At 69.9% G+C, this 18,487-nt stretch carries 9 protein-coding genes and 4 pseudogenes; 8 read left to right on the forward strand and 5 right to left on the reverse strand.

What is annotated here, in order from left to right; translation table 11 throughout:
* Nucleotides 1-594: 594 nt before the first annotated feature.
* The 3 genes from OIE74_RS35495 (at nt 595) to OIE74_RS35505 (ending at nt 5,854) form a co-directional block, all read left to right on the forward strand.
* Complete coding sequence (locus OIE74_RS35495) at nt 595-2,475, forward strand: right-handed parallel beta-helix repeat-containing protein (RefSeq protein WP_329391180.1); 1,881 nt, start codon at nt 595-597, stop codon at nt 2,473-2,475.
* A gap of 786 nt (nt 2,476-3,261) precedes the next feature.
* Nucleotides 3,262-3,432: a hypothetical protein gene (locus OIE74_RS35500; RefSeq protein WP_329391182.1), complete on the forward strand. Its 171-nt coding sequence runs from the start codon at nt 3,262-3,264 to the stop codon at nt 3,430-3,432.
* Complete coding sequence (locus OIE74_RS35505; RefSeq protein WP_329391185.1) at nt 3,425-5,854, forward strand: glycoside hydrolase family 95 protein; 2,430 nt, start codon at nt 3,425-3,427, stop codon at nt 5,852-5,854. Before OIE74_RS35500 ends, OIE74_RS35505 begins: the two co-directional genes overlap by 8 nt.
* A 25-nt stretch (nt 5,855-5,879) precedes the next feature.
* Here OIE74_RS35505 and OIE74_RS38740 read toward each other — a convergent pair.
* Nucleotides 5,880-5,981 (reverse strand): annotated as a pseudogene (locus OIE74_RS38740) (hypothetical protein); the annotation flags it as partial.
* Between the two features lie 108 nt (nt 5,982-6,089).
* Here OIE74_RS38740 and OIE74_RS35510 point away from each other — a divergent pair.
* Nucleotides 6,090-6,254: pseudogene (locus tag OIE74_RS35510) on the forward strand (LacI family transcriptional regulator); the annotation flags it as partial.
* A 107-nt stretch (nt 6,255-6,361) separates the two neighbouring features.
* On the opposite strand, the gene OIE74_RS35515 reads toward OIE74_RS35510, so the two are convergent.
* The gene (locus OIE74_RS35515) at nt 6,362-7,558 is read right to left on the reverse strand and encodes a hypothetical protein (protein WP_329391187.1); all 1,197 of its coding nucleotides are present in this window, start codon (nt 7,556-7,558) and stop codon (nt 6,362-6,364) included.
* 7 nt (nt 7,559-7,565) lie between these two features.
* Between OIE74_RS35515 and OIE74_RS35520 the strand changes: the two genes are divergently transcribed.
* Nucleotides 7,566-7,823, forward strand: a complete 258-nt coding sequence (locus OIE74_RS35520; RefSeq protein ID WP_329391189.1) for a hypothetical protein — start codon at nt 7,566-7,568, stop codon at nt 7,821-7,823.
* A gap of 129 nt (nt 7,824-7,952) precedes the next feature.
* Here the strand turns inward: OIE74_RS35520 and OIE74_RS35525 are convergent, their stop codons facing one another.
* Nucleotides 7,953-8,579 carry a hypothetical protein gene (locus tag OIE74_RS35525; RefSeq protein WP_329391192.1) on the reverse strand — a complete coding sequence of 209 codons (627 nt, stop codon included), beginning with the start codon at nt 8,577-8,579 and terminating at the stop codon, nt 7,953-7,955.
* A 199-nt stretch (nt 8,580-8,778) separates the two neighbouring features.
* Here OIE74_RS35525 and OIE74_RS35530 point away from each other — a divergent pair, with 199 nt between their 5' ends.
* Nucleotides 8,779-11,238 (forward strand): protein kinase domain-containing protein, encoded by a 2,460-nt coding sequence (locus OIE74_RS35530; RefSeq protein ID WP_329391194.1) that lies wholly within the window; start codon nt 8,779-8,781, stop codon nt 11,236-11,238.
* A gap of 10 nt (nt 11,239-11,248) precedes the next feature.
* Nucleotides 11,249-13,519, forward strand: a complete 2,271-nt coding sequence (locus OIE74_RS35535; protein WP_329391196.1) for a protein kinase domain-containing protein — start codon at nt 11,249-11,251, stop codon at nt 13,517-13,519.
* Between the two features lie 803 nt (nt 13,520-14,322).
* On the opposite strand, the pseudogene OIE74_RS35540 reads toward OIE74_RS35535, so the two are convergent.
* Nucleotides 14,323-14,543: pseudogene (locus OIE74_RS35540) on the reverse strand (transposase); the annotation flags it as partial.
* A 186-nt stretch (nt 14,544-14,729) separates the two neighbouring features.
* Between OIE74_RS35540 and OIE74_RS35545 the strand changes: the two are divergent.
* Nucleotides 14,730-15,074 (forward strand): annotated as a pseudogene (locus OIE74_RS35545) (transposase family protein); the annotation flags it as partial.
* 44 nt (nt 15,075-15,118) lie between these two features.
* Here the strand turns inward: OIE74_RS35545 and OIE74_RS35550 are convergent.
* Complete coding sequence (locus OIE74_RS35550) at nt 15,119-18,487, reverse strand: glycosylhydrolase-like jelly roll fold domain-containing protein (RefSeq protein WP_329391197.1); 3,369 nt, start codon at nt 18,485-18,487, stop codon at nt 15,119-15,121.

The raw sequence follows: 18,487 nt of genomic DNA on the forward strand, positions 1-18,487 counted from the left end.
TCCATGGAAGCGTGGATTTATGACTCGGAGGGCAGGGACGGCGCCTGCCCCCCATGCATCAACTTATTGTTCACGCCCGCGTATTGACGGGGCCCGGGGGCGAACACCTTACTTGTCGTGCTCGATCAGTGACCCACTGGATCGTGCTCACCGATGCCCGCCGAGGAGGAAACGTTGCGTGATCGACGGACCGGGGGAGTGAGGCCGACAGAGCCCGCGCCACCTCGTTCGTCCACTCCTGAACACCCTTTCCGGACCGGGCCCCCGAGCCCGGAAGACCTGGCACCGACCGACGGGGCCGGCGGCCCCCGGCAATGACGGACGGCCCGCGCGACGGCACCGCCGTACTCGCGCACAACCGGCCGGATTCTCTCCCGCGTCCATGACGTGCCCGCGCGCCGGGCCGAGCGCGCCTGCTCACCGGTGACCGCGAGCGACGACAGGCCGAACGTGGTGCCCCGACGACGTACGCGGGCATCGTCTCCGCCGCACACGAGCATGTGCCGGTCCGGCACCCACCTCTGCCCTCACCTGTCGTCCACGCGTCCACGGCCGAACGACGAAGCCACGCCACACGCGTGGCAAGGAGGCTCCATGTCCATCACCACTTTCGTGCGACGAAGGTCAAGACTTCCACTGCTGCTCGCGGCCGGCGCCCTGCTGGTCAGCGGGACGACGCTGAACGTCCCCGACGCGAACGCGAAACCGGCCGAGTGCAAGGCGACCGAGCTCTTCGTCGCACCCGACGGGAGCGACAAGGCCAAGGGCACCAAGAGCCGGCCGTTCAAGACCGTCGAGGGCGCACGCGACCACATCCGCGACAAGGGACTCAACCGCGCCGGCCGGATGGCGTGCGACATCCACGTCAACCTGCGCGCCGGTGACTATCCGGTGAGCAGGACCATCGACTTCGACGACCGCGACTCGGGCGCCGGCGGACACAAGGTCGTCTACCGCTCCTACGACGGCGCGGGCAAGGCCCGGGTGATGGGCGCCGCTCCGGTCACCGGCTGGGAGGAGTACAAGGACGGCGTCTACCGCGCCGACGTCGGAACGGACAAGCCCTTCTACACCCTCTTCGAGGACGGCAAGCGCGCCACCACAGCCCGCTACCCCAACCGCAAGGCCGACGACGCGTGGGCGCCCTACATGACCTCCGTACTCAAGGAGCCGGAGAAGGAGGCCGTGCGCCAGTGGCTCTACTCCAACCCCGGTGAGTGGGACGCGAAGTGGGACCTCTCCAACGCCCAGGCCGTCGTCTGGTCGGGCGGCAGCTGGAGCTGGTTCACCGACACCGTCCCGATCCGGGACTGGAACCCGGTGAAGAACCAGATGACGCTCAAGTACTGGACCCGGTACGCGCTCATCAACTCCCGGGGCGGATCAAGGTACTTTCTGCAGAACTCGCTCGACTTCCTGGACCAGGCGGGCGAGTACTACATGGACTTCAAGAAGGGGCACCTCTACTACAAGCCGCGCGGCGACATCGACGACGCCGTCGTACTGCGGCCCACGGTGAAGACCCTGTTCAACCTGGCCGGCGCCGACCCGGACCGCCGGGTGAAGGACATCAGCCTCGACGGACTCTCCCTCCAGTACACCGACTTCGTCGACTGGTACCGCTACGGCTGGATCAGTGACGGCGACTCCGGAGAGCCGCAGAAATACCCCGAGTACGACCGGCAGATCGAGATGCCGCGCAACCGCTTCGGTGCCGTCACCGTGACCAACAGCAAGGACATCACCCTGTCCCGGCTGCACCTGTCCGACACCGGGTACCACGCGGTGTACGCCCTGTTCGCCAACGACGGGCTGACGGTCCGCGACAGCCTGCTGGAGAACATCGGCGGCGACGGCATCAAGATCGAGGGACCGTACCCAGGCGAGGGCAGCACCTCCAACGGCCACCTGCTGACCAACAACTACATCACCCACTACGGCGAACTGGTGCCCGGCGATGCCTCCGGCATCGAACTCGTCGGCACCGGCAACAACACGATCAGTCACAGCCACATCAAGCACAGCGCCCGCTACGGCGTGAGCCTCGAAGTACGGCCGGAGGTCGCGCCCGCGGACAACTACGCCCGGAACAACACCTTCGAGTACCTGCGCATCGAAGAAGCCGGCCTGGACAGCGGTGACATGGGCGCCTTCTACACCTATGGCGTCAGCAACGTCGAGCCGCACACGATCGACAACCACGTGCGACAGGTCGTCATCGGAGACGTGCTCCCGGACGCCTCCATGCCGGACAGCGGCACCCGGGGTGTGCACATGGACGCCGGCGGTTGCGGCTTCAGCTTCGAGGACATCGAAGTCGGCCAGGTCACGGACCAGAAGTACCAGAGCTACCAGTGCAACGAGGTCGAGAACGCCAACTGGGAAGCGGACTACGACGCCTCCAGGATGGAGTACGACAAGATCGGCGTCACCGCCTCCTTCCCGTACCCGCTGCCCGAGGGCGACACCCAGTGACCAGTCGCTGACCGGACACCTCCACGAGAGGTACGGGCCCGGCCGCCGGAGCCGGAGACGACCGGCCGGACCGGCCCGTACCCCCCCGGGGATCGGTGGGGCGACGCACTCGCGCCGCCGCCCCACCGATCCGCACGCCCACGCCGCCGGACACGGTCCGGCCCCGTGCCACGGCCGGGACCGGTTGCGCGCCCACCTCACCCGAACCCCGAGGAGCTCGTGCCCGCAGCGCCGTCCGGCCCTAAAGCGTGTTGCAGAACCGCGATCACGCTCAGATCCAGCCACCCGCGGCAAGATCGACTGCCCGATTGCACCCCCGTTTCCACCGTCTTGGCATGCGTCGCGAAGCGTCCGCGGGAGATCGTTCTGTCGTTCTGCAACACGCTTTAGGCCGTGTTTTAGAAGTCCCGCCTGCCCTGAAACACGGCCTAGCGCACGACCAGCAGAGAAGGAGGCGGGAACGCGACGACCACCCCGGCTGCGGTGCGCACCGACACCACCGAACGGCGCGGGCTGACCTGGGACCACCCACGCATCTACGCCCCGCTGGAGGAACTGGCCCGACCCGACCCGACGCCCGACCGGCGGAGCGACAGCCATTGGCAGGGCTTCTGCCGCAGACACCCTGAACACCGTGGAGCGCGCCTGGCTGCGACCGCGCCGGCTGGCTGTCTCGCCTTCCAGGAACACGCGTCGCTGCTGCTGCGCGAGGGCCTGGCAGCGCGACCCCCTGCACCGGACACTGTTCGCCGCGCTCGACACCTGGTACCGCGAAGGGAATTGGCGATGACCACCGGCGAGACCGCCGCGGCGACCGCTCCGGCGGAGGCGACCGGCGCCGCAACCACCACGACCACGCCCGGCACATCGCGCAGGCGCCGCACCCGGTCACGGGTGCGCTGCGGGGCCTGCGCTCCAACTGCCCGCACGACGCACCTGGAGGCACACCATGTCTGAGCTGTCCCGACGACACGTCCTGGCCGTGGCCGGAGCATCCGCGGCGGCGACCGCGCTGAGTACCGGAGTCGCGCAGGCGGCAATCGGTGCGGCGGACACCACCGCGCCGTCGGCCACCGGGACCGGAACTCACCCGATGCGGTTGTGGTACCAGGCCCCGGCGGCGGAGTGGCTGGAGGCACTGCCGGTCGGCAACGGCCGGATCGGCGCCATGGTCTTCGGCGGAACGGACACCGAACGGCTCCAGCTCAACGAGGACAGCGTGTGGGCCGGCGGTCCGCACGATTACATCCGTCCCGGCGCAGGGGAGCACCTGGACGAGATCCGCCGCCTGGTCGTGGAGGAGAAGTGGAACCAGGCGCAGCGGCTGATCGACACCAAGTTCATCGGCAGCCCCTCGGAGCAGGTTGCCTACCAGGTGCTCGGCGATCTCGAACTCGCCTTCACCGGAACCGGCGAGGTGACCGACTACGAACGTGAGCTGGACCTGGAGACCGCGGTCGCCCGCACCAGCTACACGCGCGGCGGCGTACGCCATGTGCGCGAGGTCTTCGCCAGCACCCCCGACCAGGTCGTCGTCGTGCGGATGACCACGGACACTCCAGGGAGTATCGGGTTCACCACTCGCTTCACCACCCCCCAACGGTCGACCGACTCCGCGGTGGACGCGCACACCGTCGCGCTCGATGGAGTCAGCGGCGACTGGTACGGCCTGCCCGGTTCCGTGCACTTCCGCGCACTGGCCCGTGCCGAGGCCGAGGGCGGACGGGTCTCCACCGACCAGGGGGCGCTGACCGTCGAGGGCGCCGACTCGGTCACCCTGCTGGTCGCCATGGCGACCAGCTACCGCAACTACCTCGATGCCGGCGCCGACCCGAAGGCCAGAGCCCGCCGCCACCTCGACCCGGCCGCGAAGCGAAGGTACGAGCACCTGCGCACCAGGCACGTGGCCGACTACCGGCGGCTGTTCTCCCGGGTCGGCATCGACCTGGGCCCGTCGGAGCGCGCCGGCCTGCCCACCGACCAGCGCATCCCGCTCTTCGCCGACGGCAAGGACCCGCAGTTGGCCGCCCTCTACTTCCAGTACGGCCGCTACCTGCTGGCCTCCTGCTCCCGGTCGCCGGGGCAGCCCGCCAACCTCCAGGGCCTGTGGAACGACAGCCTGAACCCGGCCTGGGAATCCAAGTACACCGTCAACATCAACTTCGAGATGAACTACTGGCCCGCGGGGCCCGCCAACCTGGCGGAGTGCTGGGACCCCGCCGTGCAGATGGTCCACGAGCTGGCGGAGTCCGGCACCCGCACCGCCAAGGCGATGTACGACGCGCCGGGCTGGGTGTTGCACCACAACACGGACGGCTGGCGGGGAACCGCGCCGGTGGACGCCGCGCAGTACGGCATGTGGCCGACCGGAGGCGCCTGGCTGTGCGTGATGCTCTGGGACCACTACCGCTTCACCGGTGAAACGGGCGCTCTGATCCGCAACTATCCGGTGATCAAGGGCGCGGTGGAGTTCTTCCTCGACACGCTGGTCGTGGACGCGAAGACCGGATGGCTCGTCACCAACCCCTCACAGTCCCCAGAGGTCACCCACCACCAGGACGAGGGCGAAAGCGTCAGTATCTGCGTCGGCCCCACCATGGACATGCAGCTCCTGCGCGACCTGTTCGACGCCTACCGGCAGGCCGCGAAGGTGCTGCACCGTGATGCCGGCTTCGTCGAACGGGTCTCCGAGATCCGCGACCGCCTCGCGCCCACGCGGATCGGCTACCTCGGCCAGATCCAGGAGTGGCTGGAGGACTGGGAGGAGGCGGCGCTGGTGCGGAGCCGCCATGTCTCCCACCTGTACGGGGTGTTCCCGAGCGGGCAGATCAACCCGCGCACGACCCCGGAACTCGCCGCGGCGGCGGTGAAGAGCCTGGAGCTGCGGGGAACGGCGGGGCAGGGCTGGTCCCTCGCCTGGAAGATCAACATGTGGGCCAGACTGCTGGAACCGGCGCGCGCCTACAAGCACCTGTCGGACCTGCTCACCCCGGCGCGCACGGCCCCCAACCTCTTCGACCTGCACCCGCCGTTCCAGATCGACGGCAACTTCGGCGGCGTCTCCGGCATCACCGAGATGCTGCTGCAGAGCCACGCCGACGAGATTGACCTCCTGCCGGCGCTGCCCGAGGCATGGCCCACCGGATCCTTCCGCGGACTGCGCTCCCGCGGTGGCTTCGAGGTCGACCTCGCGTGGACGGCCGACGGGATCACGCACGTCGAGATCCGCTCCCTGCTCGGCAACCCGGTGCGTGTCCGCACCCCGCACCCGGTGGACGTCGAGGGCGCCGGGGCCGACCGCCCCGAGGAGTGCGTGGTGTCCTTCGACACTCGCCGGGGCGGCCGGTACCGTCTGACCGCCGCGAAGACGGGTCGCTGACCCGGGGAAGCGGCGGAACGTCACGTCACACGGAGCCGGAAGCGGACCGTCGGTCGCGCAGCGGCATCCGTACCCGCATCGCGCCGTCGCCGCGGTTGTCCCACTGGAAGTAGGGCATCGCGGTGGCGGTCGCGGGGCAGCCGGAGTCGTCGCTCGCCGGGCCGCCGAGCGTGCGCTACGGCAGCCCCGCCTGTGGGCGCCGGTGACCGCCACCGCCGGGGTCCGCAGCGTGATGGCCGCCACCGTGCCGCCGACGTCGGTTCGCCGGCCGGCCTGCACCACGGGCACCCTGGCCGCCCAGATGCTGCTGCAGGAGACCGACGCCCACGCGGGCGAGCACCGCCACCAACGTATCGTGCTGCAAGCGGAGTTGGTGGTCCGCAAGTCGAACCTGGCTTGAGAGCGGCGCGAGGAGCTGTCTGAAGAGCGCGCGATCGTCCGAAAGACCATCGGCGGCCTGGTCACCCGACCAGGCCGCCGATGGTCTTTCCGGTGCGGGGCGCCCTGTTACGCCTGCACGGTGCCCCGCCCGTACGGCACGATCCGTACCGGGCCGATGAGCCCGTAGTCCTGCCGTTTGCCGGCCCCGAACACTGACGGGCGGGCGACCCGCAGCCGGTTCAGGAGGGTCGTCGCCACCTCCGCCTCGATGGTGTTGGCGCCCCGCCGCAGCCGGGTGCCGAGGTCGGCGACCCGGGCGAGCTGGTCCAGCGGTGGCAGCTCGCGGCCGTTGACGAGTACGCGGAACGTATCGAAGACGCCGCCCAGGTGAAGCAGCGCGCCGTGCTCTTCGGACCAGTCGTCGCCCAGGACGACGGTGGTGCGGTAGCGGCCCACACCGGAGACGTCTTCCAGGCCGGGGATCTTCGACCAGGGCGCGAGGGCGTCCAGTTGGACGACGTGCTGCTCGTGGGCCGTCTCGGTGGCGCTCGCCCCGGGGCGCCAGTCGTCGACGGTCAGCGTCCAGGAGGTCAGCGCGACGGGCTGCGGTAGCGCGCCGATGACAGTGTTCGTCATCCGCCCGTCGTCGAACGTGGTGGTGTACGTTCCGGCGGCCGCGGCGCGCATTTCGAGGCGGCCCCCATCGCGCACGTGGAGGGAGTCGGCCTGCGTGGCGGTGGCGTGCCGTCGGGGGGTGTCCCGGGTGGGCCGGGCCGGCACGACGACGGTGACCGCACCGGGCTCGAGGTCCACGGTGAGGCGGATGCGGCCGTCGCCGGTGCGGGTGTACAGGGCGATCGGGGTGAGCGTGCCCGTCCACGGGTCGAGGCGGCGCGGGACCGCGCCCTTGACCCTGGTGGTGAGCGTGACGTCATGGGTGATGCGGGTACCGGTCGAACCCTTCTTGCTCACCGCGTCGTTGGCGAAATAGAACCAGTCGGCCTCGACGGTCGCGCGGTGGCTGTGCAGCAGCATGGACGACTGGGCGTACTCGACGTCGCGGCGCAGCCCGAGCGCGGCGATGGCCTCGGGCACGTTGGGGCGGTCGGCCACGATGTGGACCGACTTCAACTTGCCCAGGTCCGCAAGGAGTTGACGCAGCCGCGCGTCGCCGCCGGGGCGGGAGATGCCGGGGACGCGGGCGTTGGACCAGTCGCCGATGAGGATGATGGGCAGGCCGGCCTTCGCGTACGAGAGCAGCTTCTCGGCGACGCCCAGCTCCAGCGTGTGCTCCCGGCCGACCATGACGTCGCCGTCGACCACGAGGGCCTTGAGCGTCGGCCCGTCCGGCGCGAGGCGCCCGTCGCGTACGACGGCCGACGGCAGATCGAGCAGGCGCGGGCTGAGGAACGTGTGCGTCCAGCCGACCGGTACGCCGCTCGTAGCGGAACGCGGCTACGCGACACCGGAAGAGGTACGCGCGGCCTTCGACGCGGGCGCGCACGCTGTCGTGGTGGGCTTGGCCATTGTGGCCCCGGTCTGGCTGACCGCCCGCTTCGCCGACGCGACGCAGGCGACCACCCCGTAGCCGGGCACCCGGGTCGGCCGGGGCCCTGCCCGAGGGGCTTCCGGCCGGGTTCACGTTCCGGCCGGATTGGCGTTCCCGACAGACCGACGTTCCCGACTGGCCCCGGCGTGGCGCCCAGGTCGCGGGCTTCTATGGACGGGGTGATATCTCGGTGACGTGGCTGATCTCGTCGGACAGGACGTCGTTCAGCGTGGCACGCGCCACCCTGGACCGCTCCATTGCGTCGGCCACCTCCTGACTGACCTCGTTCTCCTCCGCCTCGGGCGGCCGTACGGTCCGCCGCAGGATCTCCGCGCGTACCACCCGGGTCGCCTCGCGCAGGGCGGCCAGGAGCCGGGCGCGGGCCTCGGCCGCCTGTATGTCACCCTCCGCCACGCCCGGGGGAATGGGAACGGACTGCGACAACGTTTCCATGGAATCCACCCAGGCACCGCTGAAGGCCAGCGAGATCCCGGCCTTGTGGGCTTCCGTACTGACTTGGGCGATCACGTCGTCGTACCGTTCGAGGTCCATCGGCCGACCGGCCTCGAGGTCCTGGACGGTCCGCTCCAGCGCGTCGATCCACGCGCGGCCGGTCACCCTGACGAGGAGCAGCCGGGCGGTCTCGCCCTCCCGCCAGAGGGCCAGCTTCTCGGCGTCCTTCTGTTCGACCTGCCTGCGGTGCAGCCGCAAGGGCCCGTAGACCGCCGCCAGTCCCGCGACGCCGGCGCCTCCCAGCGCCCCGAGGACCCCGAACCACACACTGCTGTCAGCCATTCTGCCCATTCTTCCCCACGCCGAGCCGTCTGGGCGAGGCGATGAGGCGGCGCTCCGCCAAAACGCCGCGCCTCCTTCCCGCCAGACCCCGCGCGGCGTGCACGGGGCAGGGTGATCCGCCAAATCCACTACGCCTGACGGGCGTTGGGTGTGCCGTGCGAGGATATGGGGGGTGTGCCGAGGTGAGAGGACAACACGGTTGCTGCGAGCACTGAGCGACGTGTCACCGAGGCGGATCGGGCCCTTCACCGTTCTGGCGCGGATCGGGGCCGGAGGTATGGGGGATGTCTACCTGGCCACCCCGTCGCCCGGTGCTCCGGTGGACAGACTGGTGGCGGTGAAAACCGTACGCCGTGACCTGGCCGACGACCCTTCGTTCCGCCGCCGGTTCCGCCGTGAGGCGGCCCTGGCCGGCACCGTTGACAGCCCATACACCGTCACACCGGTCGATGTCGACGCGGACGCCGACGTGCCCTGGATGGCTGTCGAGTACGTCGCGGGCCCCACCCTCGCCGAGGCGGTCCGGCGCGGGGGGCCGCTGCCACAGGACGCCGTCCGCAGGCTGGGCGCCCACCTCGCCGGGGCGTTGAGCGGGCTGCACGCGGCTGGGATCGTCCACCGGGACATCAAGCCCGGGAATGTCCTGCTCGGTCTCGACCGTGCCCGCCTCATCGACCTGGGTCTCGCCGCCCGTGCCCAGGGGAGCGGCACCGACACCGAGCCAGACCTGGTGGTCGGTACGCCGGACTTCATGTCTCCGGAGCATCTCAGGGGCAGCCGTGCCGTGACCGCCGCGTCCGATGTCTTCAGTCTCGCCGCAGTGCTGTGCTACGCGGCGTCGGGAAGGAAACCGTTCGGGGCGGGACCCGTTCAGGTCGTACAGCACCGCATTTCCACTGCGGACGCCTCCCTCGAATCCGTGCCGGACGGTCTGCGGGAGATCCTTGAGGAGTGCCTGAGCCCGGATCCGGCCCGGCGGCCCCCGCCGGATCTGCTGCGGGAGCGGCTGAGTTCCCGGACGGCCTCGCAGTGGCCGGCTGGGTTACGGACCTTCATCGAGGAGTGCCGACAGGATGCCATGGCGCTCAGCGCCACCGGCAGACCACTCCTCGCGCCGCCGCCGACGGCCGATGCGACGGCCGATCGGGCGAGCACGGATCGCGCGAGTACCGATCCGGCGGCCGGGCAGCCGAAGCGGCGCCGTGGGGAGTCGCCCGGCCAACGCCGTCGGATCGCCCTGGCCCTGGCCCTGGCCGCCGTGCTCGGCACGGGCGTGGGACTCGGCACGTACCTCTCCCGCCCGGTGAGCCGAGCGGCGAACACGGCTCCGACCACCCCCCAACCGGCAACCGGCGCCGCCGTCATGGGAATCGACGACCGCGGCGGGGCCGATTCGTCCGGCGCCGTCCCACAGATCACGGACGGGCGCCCCGGCGACTGGCGGCCCTGGCAAGGCAAACTGTCCGGCCCCGCCATGGGCTGCGCCGCCGGGAGATCGGTCCTGGTGTGCCGGCTGACGGACGGCACGTACGAGACGCTCGACTCCGGCACCGGCCGAAAGCTGTGGAACATCGGCCGGTACGACGCGAGTTCGCAGACAGACACCAGCCCGACCGGGTACGTCACCTTCGCCGCCCGTAGCACGCAGCCGACCGTCCACGGTAAGGACGTCGTCCTGAGCACGGACGGATGGCTACAGGTACGCCGCGCGCGAACCGGCGAAATCCGCTGGGAGAAGGAAGCGGCAGGCCCCCTCGGATTCTCCTCCCGCCCGCTCGTCGGCGACGGCCTGGTCTTCGCGGCGACGGTCCTCGGCAAGAATCTCGGCCTCACCGCCTTCGCCCTGGCCGACGGCCGGAAGCTGTGGAGCAAGGTTCTGAACAATCAGGACTACGCGCGTGCTCACCTACGGGACTTCGAGCCGGTCGCCTACGCCGACGGGCGCGTCTACGCGCTCGGCGACGGCGGCATCGTCTCGTACGACGCGCGGACCGGTGAACAACGCGGTCAGGTACAGGGCCGGGCGAAAGGCTGTGACTCCCTGCGGATAACGGGACCGACCGCGTTCTGCTCGTACTGGGAAACCTCCAACGCGGACCCGGCCTCCCCGACCTCGACCCTGCACCTGCTCCGGCTGGACGCGGCGACCCTCGCTCCCGCGGGTCGTCTGCCGACTCCCCGAGGCATCGACAAGGGGGGAGTCGCCGGACTGACAGCCGTGGACCACCGTGTCGCCGTGGTCTACGACCCCGAAAGCCTCAGTCCGCTCGATGACGACGACAACACTCCGTCGGCGGGACTGATCGTGCTCGACCAGCGGACGGGGAAGGAACGGGGACGCTTTCCCGTCGTGCCCAGCGGTCTTGAGAACGCGCGGACAGAGGCGTTCTCCGACGCGATGATCGCCGGCGATTCTCTGGTGTACGCGGACTACTCGGAACTCCACGTCATACCGCTGGGGAAGGCCGGCCGGCCGGGCAAGGAGCGCGTGCTTCCGGTACCCGGCGCTCCCGGCCCGCGGCCCGAGGAGCCCCAGGACCCGTACAGAAACATCCTGCCGTCCATGGAGATCCGTCCGCCGGTGCTGCTTCCGCTGGGCGGCGTCGCCTTCGTGGTCTACGACAAGGGGGCGGTCGCCTCCGTCGCCCTGCCGGGCTGAGGGGGGCGTCGTGCTGAGACCGTTGGAACCGGGTGGGCCGGCCCGGCACATCGGCCCGTACCGCCTCCTGGGCCGACTCGGCGAAGGCGGGTTCGGAGAAGTGCATCTGGCCTGCTCCGCCGCGGTCGCCACCGCCGATCCGAGCCACATGGTCGCCATCAAGACGATCCGCGCGGACATGGACCCGCACCCGTCGGCCCGCAAGCGCTTCGCCCGGGAGATAGCGGCGGCCAAGTCCGTACGCAGTCCGTACACCGCCGCTCTCGTCGAAGGCCGGGCCGACGACGAGAGCGCGTGGCTGGCCACCGAGTACGTACCCGGCCCGTCTCTCGCCGAGGCCGTGGCGGACTGCGGGCCTCTGGACGTGTCCTCGGTACGTCAATTGGGCGCCGCACTCGCCGGGGCGCTGGTCGCCGTCCACGGCGCCGGGTTGCTGCACCGCGATCTGAAGCCGGAAAACGTGCTGCTCTCGGCGTACGGCCCCAAACTCATCGACTTCGGCATCGCCCGGTCCGTCGGCGCGTCCGCGCTCACCGTGCCGGGCACGCTCCTCGGCACGCTGCTGTTCATGTCGCCCGAGCACATCGACGACCAACGGACGGTGGTGCCGGCGACCGATGTGTTCTCCCTCGGTTCCGTGTTGTGCTTCGCGGCGACCGGGCAGGGTCCGTTCAACTACGCCGACCGGGGGGTGCTGTTCCACCACATCCGGCTGGGGGACGCGAATCTCGGCGAGGTGCCGGAACCGCTGCGACCGGTCGTCGCCGCGTGCCTGCGGCCGGACCCCGCGCAACGGCCCACCCCGAACTGGGTGGCCGAGCAGCTCGGTCCGCCGCCGAAGGGCGCGTTCGAGTGGCCCGGTCCGGTGCTGTCGCTGATCGCCGAGCAGGACAGAACGGCTCGGCGCCTGGGGGCGCATGCGGGAGCGGATCTGCTCACCCAGGACACCGGCCCCCGCGTTCTGCCCTCACCGACGCTGACGGACGGCCCCAATCGGCCACCCGGGTCGAACGAGTCCGAGATCCATGTCCGTCCCCGTTGGCGCCGGAGCCTGCCCGCGGCGGCGGCGATACTCCTTGTGAGCGTGTCGGTGACCGTCCTCCTGAACGCCGGGAGCGGTGACGACGGGAACAGAGGCAGCGCCGGGAAGCCCAAGGCCGCCGCTCAGGTGTACATGGCTCCCTACGCCGGAGAGGGACACGCCCGCGACCTCGGCGCCACCGCGACCTCACGCGACGCCCACCCTCCCAACTGGTCCCCATGGGCGATCAAGGCGCCCTCCGTGACCGGCCCTTGTGCCCTGACCGGTACGACGCTGATCTGCGCCGGGTACCGCGGCGCACTGACGGCGCTGGACGCGGAGAACGGCGACACGCGCTGGTCCCACCCCGCGTCCGGACCGCAACCGCCCACCGCGGGTCCGAACCTCGCCGTCGTCGGTGGTGTCGTCCACACCAACGGTCCGGCGGGCATCGACGGTTACGCCGTCGAAAGCGGCGATCGGGCCTGGCACCGGGAGCCGGCGGTGGGCGCGTACGTCCTGAGAGGCGCGGACACCGTGGACGGCGTCATGTACTCCGTCTACGTGGACAGGGAGATGAGCGCAGAGGGCGAAGAGGGGCCAGGTCTGCTTGTCGCGCAGAGGCTCGACGGCGACCGGAAGGAGCTGTGGCGTGTTCCCCTTTCGGGCGGCCCTCAGCAGCCGGTGACGGCCGGCGGCCGTGTGTACGTGCCGAGACGGGCGGGACTCATGTCCTTCGACGCTCGCACGGGCCACAAGCCCGCCACCAACGACAAGGTGTGGTGCGGCGAAGTTCAGGTGCGGGACGGCCAGGTGCTCTGCAGCGGGGACGAACCGGGTGGCGTGCGCGTCCTGGACGCGCACACCCTGCGCGAACTCCGCCTGATCGGAAGGGGAATCCACCTCTCGGCGGCCCCGGCGGTCAACAGAGACGGTCTGCTGGCGTTGACGGACTTCAAGAACGTGTACCTCTACGATCTCCGGTCCGCCAAGCGCGTGTGGACCAAAGAGGCGTGGTCCAGGAACCGCCAGGCGGGATCGCTTTATTTCGCCGGCACCCGAATCATTCTCGCCGACGGGCTGAACGTTCACTCGTACGCGGCGAAGTCAGGAGAAGGAGAAGACACGATCGCCGTGCACCGTGGCCTCGCGTCCACGGCTGAGGACGCGGACCCCGTACCGAACGGTGAATGCCTGGCCGCCGGAGGGGTGGTGTACATCCCCCTCACCGACGGCACGGTCATATCCGGCTATCTGTAGCCCCACCCTGACGGCCGATCCCCCCAGCGCCGCCACGCCCGCCCTCACCCGGGGCCCGACCCACCAACATCCGGTGGAGTTGGTGGCGGCTCCCTGCTTGGTGGGCGGCCCGGTCGCCACACAGTCCCGTACAAGACAGGGCGTCGACTTCAAGGAGTACCAGTCGCATATTTCACGTGAATCGCGCTTCGCGACTTCTGTCGATGATCTGTGTGTCTTCTCGTAGACATTCGAGTGGCACCACTCCGCTTTATGGCACCCTGGGCAGGCTGGCACGCGGTCTCGATCGGAAGGTCGTAAACGCCGTTCCACCGCAGTGGACTATGGGCGCGCCAGCCAGCCGATAAGGACGCGCTCCAGCCTGCATGCGTGCTCCCATCCGGACAGGAGTGCCAGCCACTGCCGTCCCCGCATCTCGCCGAACGCGAACGCGAACCCGATCCTCGGCCGTGACGCTCGTTTGACGCTCAGAGGCCCTGACGCACCCTTCCCGGGTTGAATACATGCCACCTGACCTGGGGCTTTTCCATCCCTCACTGAATGTGACGTATTTCCGATGACGCACCACGTGGAGTGCGTGGCGATCCTTGAACCGGCCGCGAAAAGCTCCTGAGCTGCGGTTTTGTGCCTCCGCATGATGTGTGGTGTGTGCGTTACGGGCGATATCTTGACGCTGAGATGACGCTCGTTCTGATGGGCTGTCAGGTGACCTGTTGGGCAGATCAGGCCCGGCAAGAGTCGCGTATATCGATGAGGCGTCGAGGGCGGGCGACGCTCTGCGCGGAGCTGCTGGTTGCTGATGTTGCCCCGAACGGGCCGGCATCACGCCACTGCCGGAAGCGGTTGGAGACGGTCGACCAGGCACCGAACTGCTGCGGCATCTCCCGCCACTGCCCGCCAGTCCTGAACCGCCAGATCACGCCCTCTGCTGCCGTAGCCGCTCAGGCTACGGTCCGTACTCGCCGATCGGCAGGTACGGCTCGATGAACCTCCGTTCCGCGCCCGTCAGTTGCACTCGCGTCACGCAAGATGATCTACCAGTCCAGGCCCCGCCCAGAGCACGGGTCCTGAAAGTTGATCACGACTCGATACCCTCCCTGAAGCGTGTGGCAGAAGGCTGCGATTGGGGCATTTCACTTGTGTGCGTGGGGTGTTGAGGGCTGAGCCGGCGTGGGTGGAGACATTCGCCGGGCTGAGGATGCGACAGTCCGAGCGGCTGTGGATTGTGGACGGCACCCTCGTCCCGGTCCGTGACCGAACGACCGGAGCGTCCTCACGCAACTACCGGTTTTCTGCGAACGTGCAGGTCATCATCGACGCCGACACGAAGCTGGTGATCGCCGCGGCCCGTCCGGTGCCCGGCAACACCGCGGATGCCAAAGCCTGGCGGGAATCCGGCCTGGCCCAGCAGTGCCAGGGCGTGACCGTCCCCGCCGACGGCGCTTACATCATCACCGGCCTCGTCATCCCGCACCGCAAACGCCCCGGCCGGGCCCTGCTGCCCGGCGAGGAAGAAGACAACGCCGAGCACCAGTGGCCCAGGCCACAGGCCGACTCGTTCGCCATCAGGGCTCCGGACGGGGCACACGCCATGTCCCGTCAGTGTGACCGGTGTGGCTGGCGGGACAGGTGGATGTGTATGAGGCGTTCGGGGCGCAGGAAGGCCGGTCCGAGGAGGCCGGAGGGGAGCGTGTCTCCGCGGGCGTTGGCGCCCGTGTTGGTGACGCGGACCCGGATGGTGTTGGTGCCGGTGCGCAGGACGTCGGTGACGTCGAGACGGTAGGGCGGCCAAAGCCGGCTGGGCAGTCGTCCGCCGTTGACGGTGACCTCGGCGACGTCGCGGACCTGGCCGAGGTCGAGCTGCCAGCGGCGTCCGGCGAGGTCCCGCGCCCCGAGGGTGACATCCCGCTGGTAGACGGCGGAGCCGGAGTGGGAGGCATCCAGGTCGGTCCACGGGCCCAGCGGGCGGCTGATGCTCTCGGTGCCGTCGCGGTCGAAGCGGAAGCTCCATTCGCCGTCCAGCGGCATCGCGGTCAGTGGGTCGCTGCTGGTGTGGGTACCCGTGTATCGCCGATTGCCGTCGACGGCGGTGACGCGGACGGTGGTCGCGGAGGAGACCCGCACGGTGGCGGTCACGGTGTCGTGGTCAACGGTCACCTTCTCCACGGGCGCGTTGGCCTCGATGGCGTGCGCGGGTTCGCCACCGGTGGTGCGGAAGACGACCAGGAGTGTCGCCTTGGTCTCCAACCGGAGCGGGACGGCCGTGCCCGACTCCTCCTTGCGCCAGACGCCGGCGGGGGTGGCCTCACCGGTGTCCGGGTCCCAGATCTGCGGTGCCCCGAGTGCCGGGAAGGTCGCTGTGACCTCGATGGCCTTGTCGCTCTCGTTGGTGACGAAGAAGGCCGGCTCGCCCGCGCGCTTCAGGCGCAGTGCCCGCACGTCGGAGGTGGCGGGGGACAGCGTGGCTGCGGCGCCGCCGGATGCCGCGACCACTTCGGCCGCCTTGGCCGGGTCGGTGGCCCGGTGTGCCCGGGGACTGGTGAAGAGCCTGCCCAGGGCACGGGCGAGCCGGTCGGTGCGGCCGGAGGGCTCACGCTCGGGCAACTCGCCCACCGCGACGAGGATTCCGCCGCCGTCCACGAAGTCGGTGAGCGTCCTGACCGCGCCGAGGGACAGCATCGGGGTGTACGGCAGCACGACGATGGCGTACTGCTGAGCTCCGACAACCAGACGGGAGCGGCGCGGGTGTGCGTGCTCGATCAGGGCCGGGTCGCCGTCCAGCGCGCCTTCGTCGAGGAAGTCGAAGTCGACCTGGACGTCTTCGAGGGCGTGGGCCGCGGCGATGAACGCCTCGTTGATGTCGTCCTGCCCTGGGGTGTCCTGGAAACACTCGGCAGCGCGCTGGGGTTGGATGAGCGCGGTGCGGGCGGTGGCGGTGGCCCGGGTCGCCTCCACCACTCGGCCGATCCAGTCATTCAGCGGCGCGGACAGGTCCCACCAGGGATTGGCCGGCTGGAACGGCGGCGGGTAGACGAGGTTGCCGGAGTCGGAGAAGCGGGCGTGCAGCAGGACCTGGTTGATGCCGCGGACGGCGAACGCCCCGATCACCTCGCGAGTGAAGGCCGGTGTGACCTGCCAGCCGGCGCCGCCCATGGCCTCCAGGTATACGCGCTCCAGCCCTCGTTGATGGGCGGTGCTGGCCGGCCAGCGCGGCAGGATCCGATGGTAGCCGCGCTGGTAGTGGTCGAAGATGAGATCGGTACCCGGTATCTGGACCCACTGGTGGGCGGTGTTGAGATTTCCGGTGCTCCTGATCTGCTCGGCCGGGCCGTACTCGTCCCACAGCGGGTTGGAGATGACCTGGAGCCCGTGCTCACCCGTCCACGTGCCCATGCCCCGGTAGTAGGCGTCGGCGAACCGGTTGGATACGGCGCGCCAGAACACCCCGCGCAGTTCGCCGCCGTCATCCCCGAGGTCGTCGTGGACCGCGGACAGCACCACCCCCACACCGGCCTTCGGGCTCAGTTTCTTGATCTCCCCGGGCAGGCTTGGTGACCACGGTACCCGTGCCCAGGCCGCGTCCGCGGAGGCCACGAACGGTTCGTCGTCGGCGAAGCCGCGCAGCACGTCGCCCACGGCCCAGCCGAACCTGCGCACGTATTCACCCGGCACAATGTCCAGGTACAACTTCACTGCCTCGTCGTCGAGGAGATCGAGGTAGTTGCGCCACGGACCGCTGGCATCGGCCAGCAGCCGGAGGCTGTAGACGTCCACCTGCCACTTGCCCGCGGGCGCCTGCCACACCCCGGAGCCCTGGACGGCCTCGGTCAGATCGATCATCTTGGCGGTCGTCCCGGCACCGGCACCGGCGGGCCGGGCCGCGGCGGCGACGGGCGCGCCGAGGTCGTCGGGGGTCTTGAAGGCGTCGACGCTGTCGGGGGTGTCGAAGCCGGAGGCGAACAACTCCGCACCGGTGGGGCCGGCGACGCTCAGGTTGTCCCACGACGAGCGCTGCGTGGCGGTGGCCCGCACCCCGACCGTGCCGGTGGCGAACGTCGTGTCGGTCACCGAGGTGAGCACTGTGCCGTCCAGCGCCGGGGTGATGGTGTCGCCCAGCACGGTTACGGCCAATTCGTGCTCGGCGTCCGCATCGAACGCGGGCTGGGCCTTGCCCTGGTGCAGCAGCGTGAAGGCGCCGTCCTTCTGCCGCCATAGGTCGACCCCACCGTCCGAGCGCAGGTCCGCCAGATAGCCGTTCTTTTGATCCGCACAACGCACCATCAGACCCGCGGTGGCCCGCTCGACCCAGATTCTCGCGGTGACCGTGTAATCGCCCCAGGCGGTGCCCTCCTTGAGTACTCGCACACCGTCGTAGGCGGCGGCATCCACGATCAGCCACCCGTCGGCCACCGCGAGCCCTTGGCCCGTGAGCTTTACCGCGGTCCCGCCGGTGATCTCCATGATGCTTCTGACCACGCACTTGGCCCGCAGATCGGGGCGTGGCCGGTAGGTGCGGTCGCCGACCGTGCCGCCGTTGACCACCAGCCCGCCGGCCCGGCCGCTGGGAAAGAAGTCGTCGTTGAACAGCCACACCACCATCCGGTGCCGCTTCGCCTCACGCAGCGTGTACCCGATGAGGTCGAACCACGCCTCGGTGAAGAACGACGGCTTGAGCGCCGGGGTGTCGAACGGGAAGACCAGCACCTCGGTCACGCCCTTGTCGCGCAGGTCCGCCAGGCTCTCATCCACCAGCTCGCGCGTCACGGCACCGTTCCAGAACCACAGGACCATCGGCATGCTGCCGGTGCCCGGCCGTGCGAACCGGACTGCGGAATAGCCCCCCGAACCGCCGGGCGTCGCGGCATGGACCGGCTGCCAGAAGCCGACCGCACCGGTACTCGCCGCGGCCAGCGCGGCCAACTGAAGCATTCGCCTGCGCGAGACCTGTGTGCCATTGTCGTCGCTCAT

The organism is Streptomyces sp. NBC_01716, assembly GCF_036248275.1.
Taxonomy (GTDB): Bacteria; Actinomycetota; Actinomycetes; order Streptomycetales; family Streptomycetaceae; genus Streptomyces.